Annotated in this window: 25 protein-coding genes; 3 read left to right on the top strand and 22 right to left on the bottom strand. The window is 40.0% G+C overall.

All coding sequences use genetic code 11. The features are described from left to right. Positions 1 to 8: 8 nt before the first annotated feature. The 11 genes from FCL54_RS09805 to yneA form a co-directional block, all read right to left on the bottom strand. A complete protein-coding gene (locus FCL54_RS09805) occupies positions 9 to 494 on the bottom strand; it encodes a CcdC family protein (protein ID WP_138125853.1) in 486 nt (161 codons plus the stop codon). Between the two features lie 192 nt (positions 495 to 686). Further along, positions 687 to 1,139, bottom strand: coding sequence for a Na(+)/H(+) antiporter subunit B (locus FCL54_RS09800; RefSeq protein ID WP_246055196.1), 453 nt, complete (start codon positions 1,137 to 1,139; stop codon positions 687 to 689). 25 nt (positions 1,140 to 1,164) lie between these two features. Then, positions 1,165 to 1,875 carry a cytochrome c biogenesis CcdA family protein gene (locus FCL54_RS09795; protein ID WP_138125849.1) on the bottom strand — a complete coding sequence of 237 codons (711 nt, stop codon included), beginning with the start codon at positions 1,873 to 1,875 and terminating at the stop codon, positions 1,165 to 1,167. Between the two features lie 114 nt (positions 1,876 to 1,989). Next, positions 1,990 to 2,898, bottom strand: a complete 909-nt coding sequence (locus tag FCL54_RS09790; RefSeq protein ID WP_246055195.1) for a M15 family metallopeptidase — start codon at positions 2,896 to 2,898, stop codon at positions 1,990 to 1,992. 160 nt (positions 2,899 to 3,058) lie between these two features. After that, entirely contained in the window at positions 3,059 to 3,277 is a 219-nt protein-coding gene (locus tag FCL54_RS09785) for a YneF family protein (RefSeq protein ID WP_138125847.1), read from the bottom strand. A gap of 148 nt (positions 3,278 to 3,425) precedes the next feature. After that, the gene (sirA, locus tag FCL54_RS09780) at positions 3,426 to 3,869 is read right to left on the bottom strand and encodes a sporulation inhibitor of replication protein SirA (RefSeq protein ID WP_138125845.1); all 444 of its coding nucleotides are present in this window, start codon (positions 3,867 to 3,869) and stop codon (positions 3,426 to 3,428) included. A gap of 146 nt (positions 3,870 to 4,015) precedes the next feature. After that, positions 4,016 to 6,016, bottom strand: a complete 2,001-nt coding sequence (tkt, locus tag FCL54_RS09775) for a transketolase (protein WP_138125843.1) — start codon at positions 6,014 to 6,016, stop codon at positions 4,016 to 4,018. 314 nt (positions 6,017 to 6,330) lie between these two features. Next, the gene (locus FCL54_RS09770; protein ID WP_138125841.1) at positions 6,331 to 6,618 is read right to left on the bottom strand and encodes a HesB/YadR/YfhF family protein; all 288 of its coding nucleotides are present in this window, start codon (positions 6,616 to 6,618) and stop codon (positions 6,331 to 6,333) included. A 131-nt stretch (positions 6,619 to 6,749) separates the two neighbouring features. Next, the gene (locus tag FCL54_RS09765; protein WP_138125839.1) at positions 6,750 to 6,986 is read right to left on the bottom strand and encodes a DUF896 domain-containing protein; all 237 of its coding nucleotides are present in this window, start codon (positions 6,984 to 6,986) and stop codon (positions 6,750 to 6,752) included. Positions 6,987 to 7,046: 60 nt separating this feature from the next. Next, entirely contained in the window at positions 7,047 to 7,700 is a 654-nt protein-coding gene (locus FCL54_RS09760; protein WP_138125837.1) for a YneB family resolvase-like protein, read from the bottom strand. 21 nt (positions 7,701 to 7,721) lie between these two features. Next, positions 7,722 to 8,018, bottom strand: coding sequence for a cell division suppressor protein YneA (gene yneA, locus FCL54_RS09755; RefSeq protein ID WP_138125835.1), 297 nt, complete (start codon positions 8,016 to 8,018; stop codon positions 7,722 to 7,724). Between the two features lie 152 nt (positions 8,019 to 8,170). Here yneA and lexA point away from each other — a divergent pair, with 152 nt between their 5' ends. After that, entirely contained in the window at positions 8,171 to 8,791 is a 621-nt protein-coding gene (gene lexA, locus FCL54_RS09750; RefSeq protein WP_138125833.1) for a transcriptional repressor LexA, read from the top strand. A 204-nt stretch (positions 8,792 to 8,995) separates the two neighbouring features. On the opposite strand, the gene glnA is transcribed toward lexA, so the two are convergent. The 6 genes from glnA to FCL54_RS09720 all read right to left on the bottom strand — a co-directional run bounded on the left by glnA (position 8,996) and on the right by FCL54_RS09720 (position 14,943). After that, the gene (gene glnA, locus FCL54_RS09745; protein ID WP_138125831.1) at positions 8,996 to 10,330 is read right to left on the bottom strand and encodes a type I glutamate--ammonia ligase; all 1,335 of its coding nucleotides are present in this window, start codon (positions 10,328 to 10,330) and stop codon (positions 8,996 to 8,998) included. Between the two features lie 233 nt (positions 10,331 to 10,563). Further along, positions 10,564 to 11,832, bottom strand: coding sequence for a methionine gamma-lyase family protein (locus FCL54_RS09740; RefSeq protein ID WP_138125829.1), 1,269 nt, complete (start codon positions 11,830 to 11,832; stop codon positions 10,564 to 10,566). Positions 11,833 to 11,842: 10 nt separating this feature from the next. Continuing rightward, positions 11,843 to 13,111, bottom strand: a complete 1,269-nt coding sequence (gene hflX / locus FCL54_RS09735; protein WP_246055194.1) for a GTPase HflX — start codon at positions 13,109 to 13,111, stop codon at positions 11,843 to 11,845. Between the two features lie 56 nt (positions 13,112 to 13,167). Further along, positions 13,168 to 14,106 (bottom strand): stage V sporulation protein K, encoded by a 939-nt coding sequence (spoVK, locus tag FCL54_RS09730; protein ID WP_138125827.1) that lies wholly within the window; start codon positions 14,104 to 14,106, stop codon positions 13,168 to 13,170. A gap of 217 nt (positions 14,107 to 14,323) precedes the next feature. Beyond that, positions 14,324 to 14,698, bottom strand: coding sequence for a hypothetical protein (locus FCL54_RS09725; protein WP_138125825.1), 375 nt, complete (start codon positions 14,696 to 14,698; stop codon positions 14,324 to 14,326). Positions 14,699 to 14,757: 59 nt separating this feature from the next. Further along, positions 14,758 to 14,943, bottom strand: a complete 186-nt coding sequence (locus FCL54_RS09720; RefSeq protein WP_138125823.1) for a cold-shock protein — start codon at positions 14,941 to 14,943, stop codon at positions 14,758 to 14,760. Positions 14,944 to 15,073: 130 nt separating this feature from the next. On the opposite strand from FCL54_RS09720, the gene FCL54_RS09715 reads away from it, so the two are divergent. Then, the gene (locus FCL54_RS09715) at positions 15,074 to 16,054 is read left to right on the top strand and encodes a tyrosine-type recombinase/integrase (protein WP_138126231.1); all 981 of its coding nucleotides are present in this window, start codon (positions 15,074 to 15,076) and stop codon (positions 16,052 to 16,054) included. A gap of 74 nt (positions 16,055 to 16,128) precedes the next feature. Here the strand turns inward: FCL54_RS09715 and hfq are convergent, their stop codons facing one another. From hfq to FCL54_RS09700, 3 genes are all read right to left on the bottom strand, one after another. Continuing rightward, the gene (gene hfq, locus FCL54_RS09710; RefSeq protein ID WP_138125821.1) at positions 16,129 to 16,362 is read right to left on the bottom strand and encodes an RNA chaperone Hfq; all 234 of its coding nucleotides are present in this window, start codon (positions 16,360 to 16,362) and stop codon (positions 16,129 to 16,131) included. A gap of 51 nt (positions 16,363 to 16,413) precedes the next feature. Next, positions 16,414 to 17,349, bottom strand: coding sequence for a tRNA (adenosine(37)-N6)-dimethylallyltransferase MiaA (gene miaA / locus FCL54_RS09705; RefSeq protein ID WP_138125819.1), 936 nt, complete (start codon positions 17,347 to 17,349; stop codon positions 16,414 to 16,416). Positions 17,350 to 17,441: 92 nt separating this feature from the next. Next, positions 17,442 to 17,636: a hypothetical protein gene (locus tag FCL54_RS09700; protein WP_246055193.1), complete on the bottom strand. Its 195-nt coding sequence runs from the start codon at positions 17,634 to 17,636 to the stop codon at positions 17,442 to 17,444. A 162-nt stretch (positions 17,637 to 17,798) separates the two neighbouring features. Here FCL54_RS09700 and FCL54_RS09695 point away from each other — a divergent pair, with 162 nt between their 5' ends. Beyond that, the gene (locus FCL54_RS09695; RefSeq protein ID WP_138125817.1) at positions 17,799 to 18,155 is read left to right on the top strand and encodes a hypothetical protein; all 357 of its coding nucleotides are present in this window, start codon (positions 17,799 to 17,801) and stop codon (positions 18,153 to 18,155) included. Positions 18,156 to 18,230: 75 nt separating this feature from the next. On the opposite strand, the gene FCL54_RS09690 is transcribed toward FCL54_RS09695, so the two are convergent. Both FCL54_RS09690 and mutL read right to left on the bottom strand, forming a co-directional pair. Beyond that, the gene (locus tag FCL54_RS09690; protein ID WP_138125815.1) at positions 18,231 to 18,629 is read right to left on the bottom strand and encodes a DUF1259 domain-containing protein; all 399 of its coding nucleotides are present in this window, start codon (positions 18,627 to 18,629) and stop codon (positions 18,231 to 18,233) included. Between the two features lie 122 nt (positions 18,630 to 18,751). After that, complete coding sequence (gene mutL, locus FCL54_RS09685; protein ID WP_138125813.1) at positions 18,752 to 20,698, bottom strand: DNA mismatch repair endonuclease MutL; 1,947 nt, start codon at positions 20,696 to 20,698, stop codon at positions 18,752 to 18,754. Positions 20,699 to 20,715: the final 17 nt, after the last annotated feature.

Here is a 20,715-nt window from a genome sequence, read left to right as displayed (position 1 = left end):
TGTTTAAATTATGTTGTTTGCTGAAACTTCAAACGGTGGATCAAATTGCGTTCCATCCGCTTATATTGAATATACATCGCCACCCTCCAGGGCAATATCATCCCGAACGCCAGGATAAAGAACAAGGAGCTCGTCTGGACAACTGAGATGTACTGACCAAGATACGTTTTTAATGCAATTCTAAACACTAATAATCCTATTAATATAAAAGCGAATGCCTTTGAACGTTTTAAATAGATTTGATCTGATTTGATATGAAACTGCGAAGTTTTGATCAATAATAACGAAAAGATTGCTCCAACAGAGAATGCTTCCGCTGCTTCATATAAAGGAACCCATGTCTGAGGAACCACAAACATCAGAAAACCGGTCGACATGAAAATCGGCGGGAGTATAATTTTTTTTGCACTTACAGGCTTTTGGCTGGCCTTCAAACGAATGAAGATAACACCAAGCGCCATGATCGCACCGATAATCGTGCTCAGTAAAATCATATATCCATCCCTCTCTATAATAAAGAAAACGAGGTTTTCACTCTATACATATTGTATGTATAATCTGACCAAAATACAAGCACAAGTGACTTGATCTAAAGAAAACCCTTCGATCATTCTCCCCCTGAAAAAATAGTAAAACCTTTATATGACAAGAAAGAAGACAGTTGACCATTCAACTGCCTTCTTTTTCTATTCGGCGTTTTCAACCTGTTCGCCTTCATCTTTTGCGATCGATAAAATAATCGTCATCGTTACTCCAATAACCGTGAAGTAGACCCCAAGATCAAATATCATTGCAGTAGCAAGGTGTGCCTTGCCTATAATAGGTAAATGAAAGTAACCGTCTGTATGGCTTAAAAATGGCTGCCCATATAAAAATGAGCCAACACCGCTTAACACCGCTATCGTCAATCCTATCGGTATAAAAGTCTTAAAATCGATCTTTACCACTCGATTCATCGTCTGAAATCCGTAAGCTATGTATAGCAGGACAAATGCACCTGAAGTCATAAGTCCGCCAATAAATCCTCCTCCAGGTGCATTATGGCCGGCAAAAAAGAGATAAACCGAAAAACCAAGAATAAGGAAAACGATTATGGTCGTTGCTGTTTTTAAAATTAAGTCATTTGTCACGTTTTTCAAGCGCATCTTCCTTTCTAAAACGTTTTTAGAAGCCCTGGAAGCCCCCGAACACTTTATTGACTAAAAATGAGGTAAACAGAGTCATCCAGTTAAAATACAAGAAAACCCCCATAGTGATCATAAGATAACCGCCAATTTTAACGATCTTCTGGTTGTTTCTCTTAATCCATTGCATTTTTCCGATGAAAAATGACATTAGTAAAAACGGAACCGCAAATCCAAGTGTATAGGCGATCATATATAGCATACCCGCATTTGGGTTTGTTACGCCAAGTGCAATTACCGCCGCCAGGATCGGTCCAGTACAGGGTGTCCACCCTGCCGCAAAACCCATGCCGATCAAGATCGAGCCGAAATAGCCAGATGGACGGTTGCGAATATGGAGCTTGCGTTCTTTCATTAAAAATTTCGGCTGAAACAAGCCAACGATGACGAGTCCGAACAACACGATAATAATAGCTCCAACCTGTCTTACAAGGTCTTTATATTTAATGAAAAAAGTACCGAGCAAGGAAGTAGACATGCCCAGAACCAGAAAAATAATTGAAAATCCAATCAAGAAAAAGACGGTGTGCAATATTGCCCTTTTTTGCATCATCCCATTTTCTTCTTTTAGCTCTGCTACTGAAACACCGGTGATGTAGGAAAGAAAAGCCGGATATAACGGCAGACAGCATGGAGAAATAAATGATAAAAACCCGGCCCCAAAAGCCAGGAGAATGTTTACATCTGTCATAACTTACCCCCTCCAACAAGTTCTTCACTTCACATTTCAAAACTGCCTTCTCCATGTCATTTTATCTAATTTACGTAAAGAAACAAAGTTGATGTGTGAACATTCCTTAACGATTTAGTTCTTTGAGAAAAACTCTTCAAGTGTTGTGTCTTTTTTATAGATTTCAGATGCAGCTTCTTTCCCTACATAACGGAGATGCCATGGCTCATATTGATAACCCGTAATTTCTTCCTTCCCTTTCGGATAGCGGATCACAAAGCCATATTTATATGAATTTTCTTTGACCCACTTACCCTCGGGTGTTTCAGCGAATTGTTCTGTCAGTGCATAGTTGATAGTGGGAGTCGTCACATCCATCGTAAGCCCAGTCTGGTGCTCACTTTGTCCTGGCCGTGCACTGACTTGATTTGCTTTTTCTTCTCCTCGTTGTTGGACATTATAAGCAAAAATTGCATCCTGTCTCTCATAAGAACGGTAACCCGACTGTGCAACAAGGTCAAGGCCTTCTGATTGTGCAGCCTTAAACAGCTCTTCCAAAGCACTGGCTGCTTCTTTTCTCATCAATTTTTTAGGAAGATCTTCTGCAAACGGAAATGGAACATCAGGTTCTACTAGATCTGAAGGTGTATAGTCTGCCGGCAAATTCCGCTGTTTATTTGCCACTACATAAATACTGGCCGGGTTTGTTACGACTTTTTTTCCTTCTATCATTTTAACAGTTTCCTCAAGGCCAGGATATTCACTGCCCTGCTGGTTTTTATCTGATGAATTCTCGTCACTCTTATCTTCACTATCATTGTTTCCCGGCTCTTCACCTGTATGATTATCTTGTTGTTGTTTATCTGTGTCTTTATTGGTGTTTGTTTCCCCGGAACTGTTGCTGTTATTTTGCTCCTGGTTCGCTGGCTGCCCTTCTTGTTGCTGTTTATTATTATTATTCGGCATTGTTCCATCATTTGCAGCACACCCGGATAGGATGGAAATCGATAAAAAAGCCGAACTTAGAACTTTCCAGTGGTTCATGTTAAAATCCTTCCTGCTGTTAATTTTCAATTTCTATCATATCATCATACTCTTTTAATACGTCAACGATATGCAAAAATTTGATGAAAGTTTTTGAACTATTTATTAAAATCACAATAAAAAAGCGCCCATTATCGACATGAGCGCCTATTTAAATCAATTACTTATTGTTCATTTGATTGTTCATAGCTTTCATCATTTGATTGATTTTCTTCTGGGAAGGTTTTTGTCCCATTTGCATCATCATCACACGAAGCATATTTTCATTAATCGGCGGGTTTTTCTTCAAATAGTCCATCATGTATTTGCGGGCGATAAAGAAACCAAGTGCAGCGCCAGCCAACAGTGCTACAAGGCCCACAAGAATATAAATCCACATAAACCAACTTCCTCCTTCATCTATCTCTAAAAATAGTGTACTACAACCCTAACCGATTATACAATAAACCCTTATAAAATAGTAGACATTTCTTTGAACAAGCTTTTTGTAAAATGAAAAACAGGAAGGCATCTGCTTCCTGTTTTTGTTAAACCATTTTTTCCTGTTTAATTGGGTTAAGCCAGCCAAATTGTTCCGATTGAAAATTTACTGCTAAGAAAGATGCTTCGATTTTCCTTAACACTTCAAAAAATATCGTTTCTGCTTCATAGTTTCCGTTTGCATAAAGATTGATATATCTTTTATTCACAAAAAGTGTTGCGTTGCTCTTCGATTGCTTGATACATAAACTATGTCCACCACGACGATATTCGTATGAGCGAAAATCTCCCAGTTCTTTACTTATCGCTTTTTCTATCAATTGAATCGGAATAGGATTTGTAATATATTCGATCTGCCTTGTTAGCAAGTGCTGTTTCGGAGAACCACTGTGTTTTTTCTCGTCGCAAAAAAGTTGGTACAACGTTGGTTCTTTTCCTACATAATCGCATGCAATATCCTTTTTCACGAGATAAATCACATAATGCCTCATCTATGCCCCTCCTTTTGCCCCAACATTTATAAAGGTTAGTATACCGTACAGAAAGAAAAATGATTGTCTCTTAGTGGAGCAAGGAGGCACTAGTTTTGTCGAAATAAAAAAAGGATGGAAACCAATCGTTCCCATCCTCGCAATTATTACTTATTTAACATAGCTTTCACTTTAGAAACAACGTTTTCTACTGTAAAGCCGTATTCTTCCATTAACTTCTCTGCAGGAGCAGAGGCGCCAAAGCGATTAATTCCCAAAACTTCGCCCTTATCTCCAGTATACTTTTCCCATCCGAACGGTGCAGCCATTTCGATTGCCAGTCGATACTTAACAGAAGAAGGAAGAACGCTTTCCTTGTATTCATCTGATTGCTCGTCAAAAAGATTCCATGCGGGCATACTTACAACGGATACATTGATCCCATCTTCTTTCAACGCTTTCTGTGCTTCTACTGCCAGGCTTACTTCAGATCCGGACGCAAGCAATAATGCAGATGCTTTCCCTTCTGCTTCACTAACTACATACGCTCCTTTTCTAACTCCTTCTTCTGCAAGTTCAGAAGAACTATCCAGTGTTGGCAAGCCCTGGCGAGTCAAAACAAGGGCAGATGGGCGATCCTGGCTTTCAAGTGCAACTTTCCATGAAACCTTTGTTTCATTTGCATCAGCCGGGCGCAAGACGGTTAAGTTTGGCATTGCACGCAGTGAAGGAAGCTGCTCAATCGGCTGGTGGGTAGGACCATCTTCACCAAGAGCAATACTATCATGTGTAAACACAAAACTTACCGGCTGTTTCATCAATGCTGCAAGACGGATAGCAGGACGCATATAGTCAGAAAAAGCAAAGAACGTTCCGCCAAAAGGCTTTAATCCTTTATGAAGCGCCATTCCATTCATCGCTGCTCCCATCGCAAACTCACGAACACCAAACCATACGTTTCGGCCATTGTAGCTTCCTGGGAAGAAATCTCCGCCATCTTTGATCAAGGTCTTATTAGACCCTGCCAGATCGGCTGCTCCGCCAAAGAATTGAGGCACTGCCTTTGCGATAGCATTTATAACCTCACCAGAAATAGCCCTTGTTGCCTGCTTGTCTCCTGCTTGGTAAGTAGGTAGGTCATTGTCCCATCCTTCAGGAAGTGTACCCTCAATCGCGTTTTTCAGCTGACTAGCAAGTTCCGGAAACTTTTGTTCATACTTACTAACTAACTCGTTCCATTCTGCTTCCTTCTTTTGTCCCTGTTCTTTTAAAGCCGCAAAATGCTTTTGTACTTCTTCAGGAACATGGAAATCCTCCTGGAAATCCCACTTGTAAGCTTCTTTCGTAAGCTTAAGCTCTGATTCTCCAAGCGGTGCACCGTGGGATGCTGACTTACCGGATTTATTAGGAGATCCATATCCGATCACGGTTTTCACTTCAATTAATGTAGGTTGTTCTTCGTTTTCTTTTGCTTTTTCAATCGCTTTTCCAATCGAATCAATATCTGTTCCGTCTTCCACTCGAATAACTTCCCAACCGTAAGATTCGAAACGTTTTTGAACGTTTTCAGTAAAGGAAAGATCAAGGTCTCCATCGAGTGAAATATCATTTGAATCATACATAAGAACAAGACGTCCCAGTTTCAAGTGGCCAGCAAGAGAGGAAGCTTCACTTGCAACACCTTCCATTAAATCTCCGTCTCCGCAAATTGCATATGTATAATGGTCTACAACAGGAAAGCCTTCCTTGTTATATTGGCTTGCAAGATGTCTTTCTGCCATCGCCATTCCTACAGCCATCGCTATCCCCTGTCCGAGCGGTCCAGTTGTTGCATCAACTCCAGGCGTATCACCATATTCTGGATGTCCAGGAGTTTTACTTCCCCATTGCCTGAAATTCTTTAAATCTTCCATCGAAACATCATAGCCAAAAAGGTGCAACAGGCTGTATAAAAGCATTGATCCATGCCCTGCAGACAGCACAAAACGATCACGGTTAAACCATTCAGGATTTCCAGGATTATGATTCATATAATCCTTCCACAGCTCGTATGCCATAGGAGCTGCACCCATCGGCATTCCTGGATGCCCGGATTGCGCTTTCTCTACCGCGTCTATTGAAAGAGTACGAATCGTATTAATAGCCAATTGATCAATATTCTGTGTCATTTTATCCTTCCTTTTCGATAGAATAATTTTTCTAGTTATCATCTTATACTTTATTGCTGCAGAGTACAAGAATTTGCTATAACTTCCCTCTGTAAAAGGGATAAAGTAAACGGCGATTGATCAAGCCTTCTTTCCTTATATTGTCCAACTTTTTTTCTTTTCATTTTAATAGTTGTCATTATACGAACTGCTCCTTATAACGCTTGTATCTTTACCGCTTGGAGGGAATACAAAAGTAAAATGCTTTTTAGAGGGTACTTTGTTCAAAAAGAAAACCTGTACTATAACATTAATGTTATAGTACAGGTTTCGTGTTATACCATACTCGGCAACTCGCAAATTACATCCTGGTTGGATTCGTCATAATCAAGCTTCATCTGGTCAATAAACCATTGGTCTCCCGGCCGAACAAAATAATTAATTCCGTTAAACTGCTGTATAAAATCACCATCTTCAGGATGATCCGCCATTACTCCCAGCTTGAAACCACCTTCCGCACCACTTCCTGCATATCTGCAAAACAGGCGGAGGCAATCCCCGTTCTTCAAATCCATCTCATGTTTATAAAAACGCGCCGCAGAATCCGTTACTGAAAAAGTCATCTAATCCACCCTTTCTATTGATGTGTAATATAACAACTTGTTATATAACAGTATAACGAATTTTAAGAATATTGCAACCATAAAAAAGGCCTAATTTCGCAAACGTGCAAAATTAGGCCTTAAAGAATGGATTAATGGGAGTTTCTTCTTCTTTCTTTACTCTTTTTCAACTTATCGGGCGTCACGTCATTTCCTTCTTCATCCACAACTTTTACAGAATGAAGTTGATTTGAAAAAGATTTCCGAAGATTTTTTAAGTAAGCTTCTCTTAATCCCTGTTGTTCTTTTTTTTCAGATAGTGTTAACCCTTCGCTTTTAGCTTTCTTAGCTAGTTCATTTATACGATCAATCTTTTCTTTTGATAACATATTTCTACTCCTTTATACGCGTCGCTTATTTCACAATCGTAACGCAATAAGGAAAGAATCTCAAGAATGTTGCTGATTTTGACTTTCTTCAAACTCTTTGTATCTGCGATGGACCGTTGCTTTCGAGACATTATAGCCAAATCCTTTTAATGTGGCTGCTATATCATTAAAAGTTAATCCCATATTTCTTAACCTTACTATTTCTTCAAGAGGGGCTTCTTTTCGGTCTCTGCCCCCATATGTATTGTTTTTAAGGTTCTTTCGGGGGTTATACCCCTTTTTCACAGCGTTTTCCATCCCTCTTTTAATCTTTAGGTTGTGTAATTTTCTCTGGAACTCTTCGACGATACCTACTATTTCGAGAACCATCGAATCAGCTTCGGAAATTTGCAACTCCCCTTTGTCACTTATCGAATAGATCTTTCCAGCGTATTTGTGAATTGCATGCAACAGGGCAATCTTTGCATTTCCTCTGCCAAGCCTGGTTTCATCAGAAACGAGAACTGCATCTGCTTCTCCGTCTTTTAGGAGGTCCAGCACTTCCAGTATCCCTTCACGGTCTATCTCATAACCGCTGTGTTTCTCTTCAATAATTCTTTTCACGGCAAAGCCATTCCTATCAGCAAAAACTATTAATTCTTCCTTTTGCCTTTCCAGGGAAGAAAACTGCGCTTCCTTTTGTGTGCTGACCCTACAGTATATGATTGCTTTCATTTATGTGTTTGCTCTCCTTACTTATTGCTCAACAGGGATTCTGATAACTTCTCCTGCGATAAGATTGTTTGCATTTACCCCATTTGCCTTCTCTACCAGGCTCACGAACTTTTCATTACTCAGCTCATGATCTTCCTCATATTCATCAGCAATATCCCATAAGGTATCACCTGCTTGAACGGTTACTTCTTTGTATCCTATTAGGTCAGGAGAACTCGCTGCTGTCATCAATGATGTCATAACAAACAATAATATCATAACAAACATAACTATTAACAAATAGTCCATTCCTGTATACTGATTAGCTGACTTTTTCATATAATACACCCCGATACGAATATTTGTTCTGTTTTATAGTTTATACAGAACCTCTGTTCGTGTCAACCGTTTTTTTCGAACAACCGTTTGTACCCGAACAGAAATTCTGGTATACTACTAATAAATAGATAGATTGGAACGAGGTGCCAAATATGATAAAGCTATCAAAACGCCAGCAGGATATACTTGACTTTATTAAAGTCGAAGTAAAAAAGAAGGGATATCCCCCTTCGGTAAGAGAAATTGGAGAAGCAGTCGGCTTAGCTTCAAGCTCTACTGTCCACGGCCATCTAGCAAGGCTGGAGAAAAAAGGCTACATCCGACGCGATCCCACTAAACCCCGGGCAATAGAAGTGCTGGGATTAGAAGAGGAACAACAGATTCCTAGAAGTGAAACTGTTAATATCCCGGTGATCGGTAAAGTAACTGCCGGGCAGCCCATCACTGCTATTGAAAATATCGAAGAATACATTCCCCTCCCTGACCAGTTTGTACAGGACGATAAGACATTCATTTTAATAATCGAAGGCGATAGTATGATCGAAGCAGGTATTTTTGATAAAGACATGGTTATTGTAAAACAGCAGCCGACTGCTCAAAATGGCGATATCGTTGTAGCGATGACAGAAGAAGGAGAAGCGACAGTAAAACGTTTCTTTAAGGAAAAAGATTATGTGCGGCTTCAGCCGGAGAACTCTTCTTTGGAGCCTATCATCTTACAAAATGTATCTATCCTTGGAAAAGTGATCGGTGTATTCAGAACGATCCATTAAGCATTTATGGCCTCACTGCCCGTTTAGCAGAAGGGGCCATTTTTCATGTGAATGTAACCTACACACCGGGTTAACGGTTTGTAAAAAGCAATATATTTCCTTAATTGTTCTTTCCTTTCATTAAAGTTATTCCCTCCCATTATTCACATAGCGTGTCAAAGGTATAAAAAAGAGACGGCAACGGCCGTCTCTTTTAAAATAGTCTTAATAAGTTGTAAGGTATTGTTCACGTTCCCATGGATGTACTTGCGTTCTAAACATATCCCATTCAATTTCTTTCGCTTCAATGAAATGTTCTGTTGTGTGACTTCCAAGAGCAGAAGTCAATACATCATCCTGTTTGAACTTTTCAAGCGCATCTTTTAATGTTGCCGGAAGATCTGCAATTCCTTCTTCACGACGCTCTTCTTTATCCATCGCGTAAATATTGCGGTCTGTCGGAGCTACAGCTTTCATTTGATTTTTTATTCCGTCAAGACCAGCCGCTAACAACGCCGCCATTGCAAGGTATGGATTTGCTGAAGGATCGACACTGCGGACTTCAATTCTTGTACTTAACCCGCGTGAAGCCGGCACACGGATCAGCGGACTTCTGTTTTGCATTGACCATGCAACATAACAAGGTGCTTCATAGCCAGGCACAAGACGCTTATAAGAGTTAACAGTAGGATTTGTAATCGCTGTGAAAGCTTCTGCGTGCTTCATTGTTCCTGCGATAAACTGTCTGGCAGTTTCGCTTAGGCCGTCCTTATCGTTCGGATCATAGAATGCATTCTCGCCGTCTTTAAACAATGACATATTCGCATGCATTCCAGATCCATTGACACCGAACAATGGTTTCGGCATAAACGTAGCATGCAAGCCGTGTTTACGTGCGATCGTTTTAACAACAAGCTTAAACGTTTGAATGTTATCACAGGTTGTTACTGCATCTGCATATTTGAAATCAATTTCATGCTGTCCAGGAGCTACTTCATGGTGAGAAGCTTCAATCTCAAATCCCATATCTTCCAGTTCAAGAACAATATCACGTCGGCAGTTTTCTCCAAGGTCAGTTGGAGCAAGGTCAAAGTAACCGCCCTTATCATTCAATTCAAGAGTCGGTTCACCCTTCTCATCCATTTTAAACAAGAAGAATTCAGGTTCAGGCCCTATGTTAAAGTCAGTGAATCCCAATTCTTCCATCTCTTTAAGAACACGTTTCAACACAGAACGCGGATCTCCTTCAAACGGAGTTTCATCCGGCATACATACATCACAGATCAAACGTGCAACTTTCCCTTTTTCAGACGTCCATGGGAAAACTACCCATGTATCTAAATCAGGATATAAAAGCATATCAGATTCTTCGATCCGGACAAATCCTTCAATAGAAGAACCGTCGAACATCATTTGGTTATCAAGCGCCTTTGGAAGCTGATCCAAAGGAATTTCTACGTTTTTAATAATTCCAAGCATATCCGTAAACTGTAAACGGATAAACTTAACATTTTCTTCTTTTGCCATTCTTAGAATGTCTTCTCTGTTATACTTTCCCATTTTAAACTGAATCCTCCTCAAGAATAATCAATACTATTTAGTGAAAGAATCTTCCTTTTCGGGCGGGAAGTTTTTTGCAGAAGTTTATTTTTCCTTCCTCTTCCCTTTGCTTATTGTCACTATACTATGAAAATTCCTACAGGTGTTTAAGTATGTAAGAAAATCTCACATTATTTTTCTTTCACTTAAAAAAACAGGGAAGGACTTAACCTCCCCTGCTTTTTATAACCTATTTACATGGTAATTAAACCTTTTTCAAGTAAATCGTTAACCGCACTGATAACACTGATTTTCACGTGTTCATACGTTAAGCCACCCTGTACGTAAGCAAGATAAGGAGGGCGGATGGGACCATCTGCTGACAACTCGATACTAGACCCCTGTATAAACGTTCCCGCAGCCATTATGACCTCGTCTTCATATCCTGGCATCGGGCTGGGATGTGGCGTTACATGAGAATTTACAGGAGAAGTAAACTGTACAGCCTGGCAAAACGCGACCATTTTGTCTCTGTCGTTAAATTGGACTGACTGGATTAAATCCGTCCTTGGAGAGTTCCAGTAAGGATGTGTATCGAATCCGATTTCTTCCAGGAATGCAGCGGTGAACACTGCTCCTTTTAAAGCCTGTCCAACTATATGTGGTGCAAGGAAGAACCCTTGATACATCTCTTGAAGAGAATATAAGGAGGCGCCTACTTCCCTTCCGATCCCAGGTGATGTAAGCCGGTACCCGCAAAGTTCCACGAGGTCTTGCCTTCCTACAATATAGCCTCCAGTCTTTACGATTCCTCCTCCAGGATTTTTGATCAAGGAGCCTGCCATAAGATCTGCCCCTACATGGCAGGGTTCTACTTCTTCCACAAATTCTCCGTAACAATTGTCCACAAACACAATAACATCTGCTTTTATTGATTTAACAAATGTAATCATTTCTTCTATTTCTTTTGTCGTAAAGGAAGGACGGTTGGCATATCCTTTCGAACGCTGAATGCCAATCACTTTCGTATTTTCATCGATAGATAAACGTACAGCCTCAAAATCAATTTTGCCGTTTTCCAGTAGCGGCACAGCATTGTATCCTATGCCAAATTCTTTTAATGAGCCAGAACCGTTTCCTCTTGAGCCTACGATTTCTTCAAGCGTATCATACGGGGATCCAGTAATATAAAGTAAGTTGTCCCCCGGTCTAAGGACACCAAAAAGGGCAGTAGAAATCGCGTGTGTTCCTGAAACGATTTGGGATCTGACCAGCCCGGATTCGGTTCCCATAACATCTGCGTAGAGCTGCTCTAATGTGTCTCTCCCGTCATCGTCATACCCATAACCTGTAGAGGGAGTGAAATGATAATCGCTTATCCTTAATCGTTGAAAACTGGTTAATACCCTGTACTGGTTGCCTTCTGTTATTTCATCAATTTTCCGGTGTACCGGAGCGATTTTTTCTTCGATCGATCTTGCGAGACTTTTTAAAGCCTCGCCATATTGCAAGTGTTTAAACATGATGTATCTCCTACCTGATGTTGTCCAATTCTTTCTCGATATTATGAAGGACTGCAACTGGCGCATACCCTTTACATTCAAATAGGTTCTTCTCTTCATCCCACTGTTTAGACTGTAACACAGTTTTAGAGCGCAGCTTCGAAAGGCTTGCTCCATTTTCCGGCGGAACAAAGAAATGATAATATTCCATTTGATCGATAAGAACCGTTTCGATTTTTTTATTTAACTTTCTTATATCTCCCATTTCTAAAGCAGAAATAAAAATGGTGTCATGTATACTTGCCGGTACAAAACTGTTTTCAATTAAGTCTCTTTTGTTATAGACCGTTAAAACCGGAATGTGTGCTGCATCCAGTTCGTTCAGTAAACCGGTAACAATTTTTTCATGCTGGTCGTGGTCAGGATGGGAACCATCGATGACATGCAAAATGAGATCTGCTTCTGTCGCTTCTTCGAGTGTAGAGCGAAACGCAGCCACCAAAGTCGTCGGTAGATCCTGAATAAACCCTACCGTATCTGTTAACAAGACTTCAAGACCATTAGGAAGCTTTAACCTTCTAGTCATCGGATCGAGCGTGGCGAATAATTTATTTTCTTCGTAAGCGTCCGATTCTGTTAACCGGTTAAAAATTGTGGACTTGCCGGCATTTGTATATCCAACAAGTGCGATTTGAAGAACTTCATTACGCTTTCTTCTGCTTCTGTAACGCTCTCTATGCTGGACAATCGTACTGAGCTGGCGCTTTATATCTTTTATTCTGTTTCGTATATGCCTTCTGTCTGTTTCAAGCTTTGTTTCACCGGGACCTCGAGTACCGATTCCACCGCCCAACCGGGATAACTCGATCCCTTTACCTGCCAGCCTCGGCAGAATGTATTGAAGCTGGGCTAGCTCAACTTGCAATTTACCTTCTTTAGATTTTGCCCGCTGTGCAAAAATATCAAGAATTAGCTGAGTTCTGTCCACCACTCTGGAAGTGAAATAAGACGACAGGTTTCTAACCTGACTTGGTGAAAGTTCTCCGTTAATAATAATTACATCCGCTTCCAACTCTTCTTCCAGTTCAGCTATTTCCTTCACTTTACCCGAGCCAATATAAGTAGCCGGATCCAGCCTTTCCCGTTTTTGGGTAATTGTTGCAATAGATGTCCCTTGAGCTGTTTCAGTTAGAGCTGCCAATTCATCCATGGAGTATTCAAACCGTTCTGTTGATTCTTTGGACAAATGACAGCCAACTAATATTGCTTTTTCCTGGTTAGAGATATTATTTGGTCTCAATCACTGATATCCTTCCTATTTTGACTTTATCTTCATCTATCTTACCAGACCTTAATTCATTCTTCTACTTGTATATCAGCAGCTTCAAGGGTCATCAGCCGATCCCTGTCTATTTCATCTTCTCTTAATAACCTTACAGCCTGCTTTCTAACAGCCTTTTCAATCAAATTCCTTACGTAACGCCCGTTGCTGAAAGCTGCATCGGAATGGCGTGATCTTGCCTTCATTAACGATTGCTTAATCTTCCATTCTGCTTCTTTAGTGATGAGATATTCACGCTCAACTACCATCTGGCGGGCAATCGAAAGGAGTTCATCATTCGTATAATCGGGAAAATCGATCACGATTGGGAACCTTGACGGCAATCCGGGGTTCAAGGATAAAAAGTTTTCCATTTCATCTGAATATCCAGCAAGAATCAACATAAAATCATGCTGCTTATCTTCCATCGCTTTCACCAATGTATCGATTGCTTCTTTCCCAAAATCTTTTTCCCCTCCCCTTGCAAGAGAATAAGCTTCATCGATAAAGAGAATGCCCCCAGAAGCTTTTTTTACCAGTTCCCGGGTCTTTTGAGCGGTATGGCCGATGTATTCCCCAACGAGGTCTGCCCTTTCCGCCTCGATCAGATGCCCTTTAGAAAGAACTTTCATTTCAAAAAAAAGCTTGCCAAGCAATCGTGCGACCGTCGTTTTTCCCGTACCAGGATTTCCTTTAAACAGCATATGAAGGGCCTGGTTCCCTGCCTTCAGTCCTTTTTCCTTTCTGCACTTGTTGATGTATAGCCATGCATATATTTCTTTCACGAGATATTTTAATTCATCCATCCCTATAAGTTTTGCCATTTCTTTTTGTATAACATCCAACGGATAATGTTTGTCACGGCTTTCTTTATCTAAAAGAAAAGTGTCTTGCTTTGAAAGAGATTCTCCCTGCTTTTGATTTAGGACAACGTTGATTTGACCTTTAGTACGCTTCGTAATGGAGCCCTGCAAGCCATTCACCCCTTTTCGTTTGACAGGATAGTATACGCAATAGGGGCACAAACCGTGACAACAGCCCAATGCTCCGCTAAAATGCACACTAAAAAGAAGAAAAGAACCTGTTAAGGTCTGCTTTTCTTCTAATAGGCAACTATCGTTTATCTATTAAAATAAATCAGCTTAAAATAAAATGTCGTTTTATGCGCTTCCTCAGGAAATATTAGCCTTGTTAATTACCTAGAAGGTCTGCTGGAAGCGAAATTTTCTTTTCGAGCGAGGAACGGCTCTCATAAGTTCGATAACGTATTATTTTTTCTCCACCCACTATTGCATCCACTTCTAATATTTTTTCGCCATATTTCCCTTTTTCCATTAGCCGATAATGATTGTCTCCGTGATTTACTGTCCAGGTTACAAACGTGATCCCAAGAAAATCTTGTGTTTGTTTTTTAGATTCTGGATGGTATCTAATAATCGTTGCCAGGTCCTCGATCGTTATCGATTCACTGTTTAACGCATTGCTTATTTTTTCTTTTAAGACACCCCGGGATTGAATGATGACTCCTTTTGTCCATGATAGGAATCTGCTAATATTCTCGTTCATTTCTTACTCCTTTCAATGAACCCCTGAATAAAATTAAGCACGAGAAAATTCTCGCGCTACTAACTGATTTCTGGCAGCATCCTAACCTCAGGCTGCATGGTTGAAGCACATAACGGGCAGGCTGGTGTTGCTTCAAATGAAAAATTTTCTCTCATCCATCCTGAGCATCCGTCGTTTGTACATGACCACACGGAAGTTTCCACTTCAGGTATTGGTTCAGGTTGTTGTTTAGAGAAGAAAGCCATTTAATTTTCCCCCAGTCCTCGTTTTGTTAGGCATAGTATCTCCATAAAATTCATTTTCATTCTTTTGAAAGTAACCTGCTTTCTTTTGGTTTGTTATAATAGGGCTTGAGAGGAGTTGAGCAAGTTGGATATGATGGAACAAAAATTGCCGGATTGCTTTGAAAGTTATTTGTCTTTTCTTGAGACCAGGGGCAGGCAGCCTTCTACGATAAAACGGTATCGGTATGATCTTGAGGATTTTCATAGATGGCTCAAACTCGCCTCTTCCCAACAGGTTAATTTTGATACTATTAAGGCATTGACCACTGAAGAATTGGAACGTTATATCGATTTTTTGCTCACTTCTAGAAGATATTCAGAACGGACGATAAAAAGAATAATAACGGTAATCAACCAGCTGTACCGGTTCTATAGAAGCATAGGACGACTCGCTTTCAATCCGGTCAGTGAACTTTCGATCAACACGACTGAATCGGTAGAGTTCAAAACCGAACATTTCATTTCAACGAAAGAGCAAGAAAGGTTGATCAGCAGTGTCTCTTCACCTGATGGCCTCTCTGATAACCAGCTTAAAACCAGACACCTTCTGATCGAGAGAAATATCAGTATCATTCAGCTTTTCTTGCAATATGGACTCTCGCTTAGGGAGCTTGTCAGTTTAAATATGAAAGACATTCACTTTGAACAAAATGAATTAGAGATACAAAACATGGAAACTAAACGGATAGTCAAAATAAAGCCTGAACACAAAAAGCAACTATATAACTATTTTAAAACAATACCAGTTGCTGTAAGACCCCGGCTGCACAGCCAAGATCCCTTCTTCGTAGCTTTCGACTTTCAACGGGAAACATATCGGTGGGACTATGATTATGAGAAACCCAAACGGTTAACAGAGATTGCCGTACAAAAAATGATCCGCCAGGAGGTTGCAAGAGCAGGGTTAAGGAAGGGAATTTCCGCTCAGCATATGAGACGAACCTATGTTAAAGACTTAATTACACAACACGCTTCCGAAGAAGACATCAAACAAAGATTAGGCCTAAAATCTTCTCTAACATTGAAAAGATATTATAATTACGTTAATTCAGAACAACAATACAGTAGTTGAAACACTAGGACAGGGAAAAATCGCCAGCTTAAAAGTAATCCAAAAAAGTCCCCCACTTTCGTGAGGGACTTGCATTATTTTTCTGAATCCATATTTAATTCTACTGCACGCTGAGGAGCAAATGTAGAAATAGCATGCTTATAGATGAGCTGCTGCTTTCCATCTGTTTCAAGAGTTACAGTAAAATTATCAAACCCTTTGATTAGTCCTTTTAATTGAAATCCATTCAACAGATAAACTGTTACATATACGTTGTCACGGCGGAGAGTGTTTAAAAATTGGTCCTGGATATTAATTTGCTGCTTCATTATTCAGTCCTCCTCTATTCTCTATAGACATTCCCTAATTACATTCTCTTTTTATTGCAGCTTTCCTGCAACAAATTGAACAATTTCCTTTATTTTTTGTTCTCTGTCCTCGGTCATATCAAACCAATTTATTTCCATCTGGTTCCTGAACCAGGTTAATTGGCGTTTGGCATATCTTCTTGAATTCTTCTTCAATTCTTCGATCGCTACTTCTTTTGTCTCTCTATTTTCAAGATAGTAATAAATTTCTTTGTATCCAATCGCCTGTACAGATTGGCAGTCCCTAACACCCTCATTGTATAATTTCCAGGCTTCTTCAATTAAACCATCTTCAATCATCATATCAACGCGGCGATCGATTCTCTTATATAGCTTTTCCCTATCCATTGTTAAGCCTATGTTTACAAGATGATATGGAGAGCGCTCTTCCTTATTGCTTTTATTTTCTGAAAGAGGCCTGCCGGTTGCATGGACAACTTCGAGTGCGCGTATCACTCTACGCACATTATTTGGATGAATGTTTGAATAGCTTTCTTCATCCACTTTTTTCAACTTTTCATGAAGAAGAACCGGACCGTTTTTGTCTGCGAATTCCTCTAACTCACGTCTATATCGAGGGTCAGAGGGAGCTTCAGAGAAGTGATACTGATGCGTTACCGCTTTTACATAAAGCCCTGTCCCCCCTGCAATGATCGGTATTTTCCCACGCTTGTTTATGTCTGTGATCAACTTTGTCGCAAGCTCCTGGAACTCTGCAGCAGAAAATGCTTCAGTCGGTTCTTTAATATCGAGTAGATGATGAGGGATTCCATCCATTTCGCTATTTGTTACTTTGGCTGTTCCGATATCCATCCCTTTATACACCTGCATAGAATCGCCACTGATGATTTCTCCTCCGACCGATTTTGCAACTTCAATACTTGTTTTCGTCTTTCCTACTGCAGTAGGTCCAAGGATCGTCACTAACTTTTCTTTATAATGTCCCATTCATCAAATCCCTTTTTTATGTATTATGCATTTCATTTTAGTCAACTCTCTGCATAAAAACAAGTCCACCCTAGAGAAGTGGACTTGTTTTTTTATTGGAGCTGCTGGGTTTGTGTATTTGTTTGATCTTTTTGCTTTTGTTTTCCTCCGCTTAATCCTGTTACAAGAGGTATCATCTGTTGCATAGTACCTCCAAAATTTTGATTCCTCGTCATATTATAATAAGCTGCAGCACCGAGCCCTACAGATGCTACAAACGGCAGCCATTTTCCTTGATTTTGCATCATGATCTTTCCTTTCATTCGTTTCTTTTATTTTGCGAAAAGTTCTTGAAAGCAATACTGGTATTTGTTTCTTAATGGATAAAAATAGAAATAAGTATTTCGTTTATTTATAAAAAGATTAGAAATAATAACAAGTGATAAAAATTTACTTTTCGGAGGTAAAAAATGAAACATCTTATTAAGATTTCAGCTTTTTCACTTTTATTAACCGCTGGATTATTGACAGGTTGTAACATGAATAATGATGACAACGGTGATCCTGATATTCAAAACATCAATGATGACCGTAATGATATTAATCGTTTGGATAATGACGACAATCGTTTAGACAACGATATGAATGATAATGACATCAGCCCGGACCTTGATGAAGATGTTGTGCCTGGTGGATTAGACGAGGATGAAAGAGACTACGACATCCGTAATAATGGGATGGACGAAGAAGAACCTGATCTTGATGAAGAGCCATCTGAACAAAGAAGAGAAAACGACTTAGACCTGCACAACAATAATAATGATTAAATCTTGATCAAACAACAGAACGGTTTCTGCCGTTCTGTTGTTTCATACCAGGAAAAGTGTAAAAGTGGATCTCTCCTAGTACTTAAGCACTTTAAACGCTTCTGCTACCTTTGAGGCAAAATGAAGCGGCGGCTCAACTGACTGAAAATGCAAGTACAAAATATTAGGACTTGTGAACAGCCAGTGGTTATGAAGTGCACTGATGAGTATACCGTTCCTTTTAATTACATCCATAAAAGGATTAACTTCTTCAGTCAACAGAACTGTTTCCCCAAGGTTTAATGCCCTGCCATACTGGTCCATTGATTCGAAAGATAAAGCCGCTTCCAATTCTGCTTTGCTTGGTCTACCCTGTATTTCAACGTGCAGGTTCCGTTTTATATTCACGGAACAAACACCATTGTCCACGTTTGCTTTTCCATTTAATATTCTTCCGAATTCGTTGCAAATACCTTGTATGCTTTCAGCAGACATCCCACTTCAACTCCGTTTTTTATTATCCTATTCTTCTTTTAACATTGTGACATTTTTAACGAAGATTTCTCAGAAGAACAGTAAAAATAATAAGAAGCAACGACAATGTCGCTGCTTCTTATTTACATTACCCGTTTGAACATTTTTTCCATTTCATATGTTGAGTAATGAACGATGATCGGCCTACCGTGAGGGCAGGTAAATGGGTCGATGCTTTTTCTGAGCGTTTCGAGCAGAGTGAAAATTTCATCCTCTCGAAGGTGCCGGTTTGCCTTGATCGATCCTTTACACGACATCATGATGGCTGCTTCTTCTCTAAGCTTTTTTATATCTATCGTTTTATTCGCTAGCACTTCATCGATAATCTCTTGAATAGTACTTTGTTCCTCGCCCGCTGGAAACCATTGTGGATGGGAATGGACGATAAACGCATTGTTTCCAAATTCCTCTAAAAATACGCCTACCTTTGCCAGATCTTCCATCCTTTCATTAATGATTGAAGTTTCAGCGTTACTAAATTCTAGCGTAATAGGTACAAGCATTTCCTGAACCTCATCATTAAGCTGTCCGACCTTTTCTCGATAAAATTCATATTTAATCCTTTCCTGTGCAGCATGTTGATCGATAATATAAAGGCCGTTTTCATTTTGGGCAAGAATATAAGTTCCATGCATCTGTCCGATCGGGTACAGGGGTGGGATTCTGGATTCTTCTTTTACAGAAGTATCAGAAAGGCCCTTATCTTCCAATTCCAGATCCTCTTCCCTCACATTTTGTTTCTTGTAGTATTCTATCTCTTCCTGTCCTGGATTGTTATCGGATTCTTCATTAAGTTCATCCTTATCCAATATATCCTTGTTTATGAGATCAATCGCTTTTTTCGGCGGTTTTGAAAAAGGTTCCTGGTTATAATAGTTTCCTTGGGCAGGCTTTTTCGAATCACTTTGAAACATTTTTTCAAAATTTTGTTCGGAAGCTGTATAAGTTTCTTCATTTTCTCTTGATCCGGCATGCTGAAAAGAAAAGGACGGTTGCTCTGATCTTTCTTTCTTTTGTTTCGGTACGGCTGCTTCAGGTATGAGCTGGATTCTTTTAAATCCGTCCTGGATGGCGGTTTGAATCAATGCAGCCAACTCTTTTTCCTTGCTAATTCTCGCTTCCAGTTTTGAAGGATGTACGTTAACATCGATCAAAGTCGGATCCAACTCTACATGCAATACAATAACCGGATATCTTCCGATCGGCAATAGTGTATGATAGCCCTGCTGAATCGCTTTACTGATCGGATAATTCTTAATATACCTTCCGTTCATAAAAAGCGAAATGTACTGCCTTGAGGCGCGGGTTACTTCCGGTTTCGCCATATAGCCGCTTATATTAAAATCAATCGTATCCCTTTTTAATGAAATCATTTTTTTTGCTACGGAATAACCGTAAATTTGCGCGACCACCTGAAGGAGATCATCGTTCCCGTTCGTATACAACAGCCTTTTCCCATTATGATAAAAGCGAAAAGCTATTTCCGGATGCGCCATTGCCTGTCTGTTAATAATATCTGCAATGTTCCCTAGCTCGGTATTAACTGTTTTCATGTGTTTCAAGCGTGCAGGCGTATTATAAAACAGGTTCGTGACAGTGATTTCAGTTCCCTTACGGCTATCCGTTGAGGAAAATTCTTTTATCTCACCGGCTTGAATGTTTACATACGTACCAGCCTGTTTCCCGTTACTTGTTTTAAGCTCGAGGTGGGATACTGCAGCTATACTTGGCAAAGCCTCTCCTCGGAATCCAAGTGTGTTGATATGGAACAAGTCCCGTTCATCTTTGATTTTGCTTGTTGCATGTCTGAAAAAGGCAAGCTTGCAATCCTCCCTTTCCATACCGTCTCCATTGTCGACAACCCTGATCTTTGAAAGACCGCCCTCTTCCACTTCAATAGTAATTTCTGAACTGTTGGCATCAATAGAATTTTCAACTAGTTCTTTAATAACGGATGCAGGACGCTCAACCACTTCTCCTGCTGCAATCTTATTTGCCAGTTGCTCGTCCAACTGAATAATTTTCCCCATCACTCTCACCTCTTCCA

The organism is Exobacillus caeni, assembly GCF_005747095.1.
Taxonomy (GTDB): Bacteria; Bacillota; Bacilli; order Bacillales; family Guptibacillaceae; genus Exobacillus; species Exobacillus caeni.
Note: the sequence above shows the minus strand (reverse complement) of the source record. Positions and strands in the feature narration are given on the sequence as shown.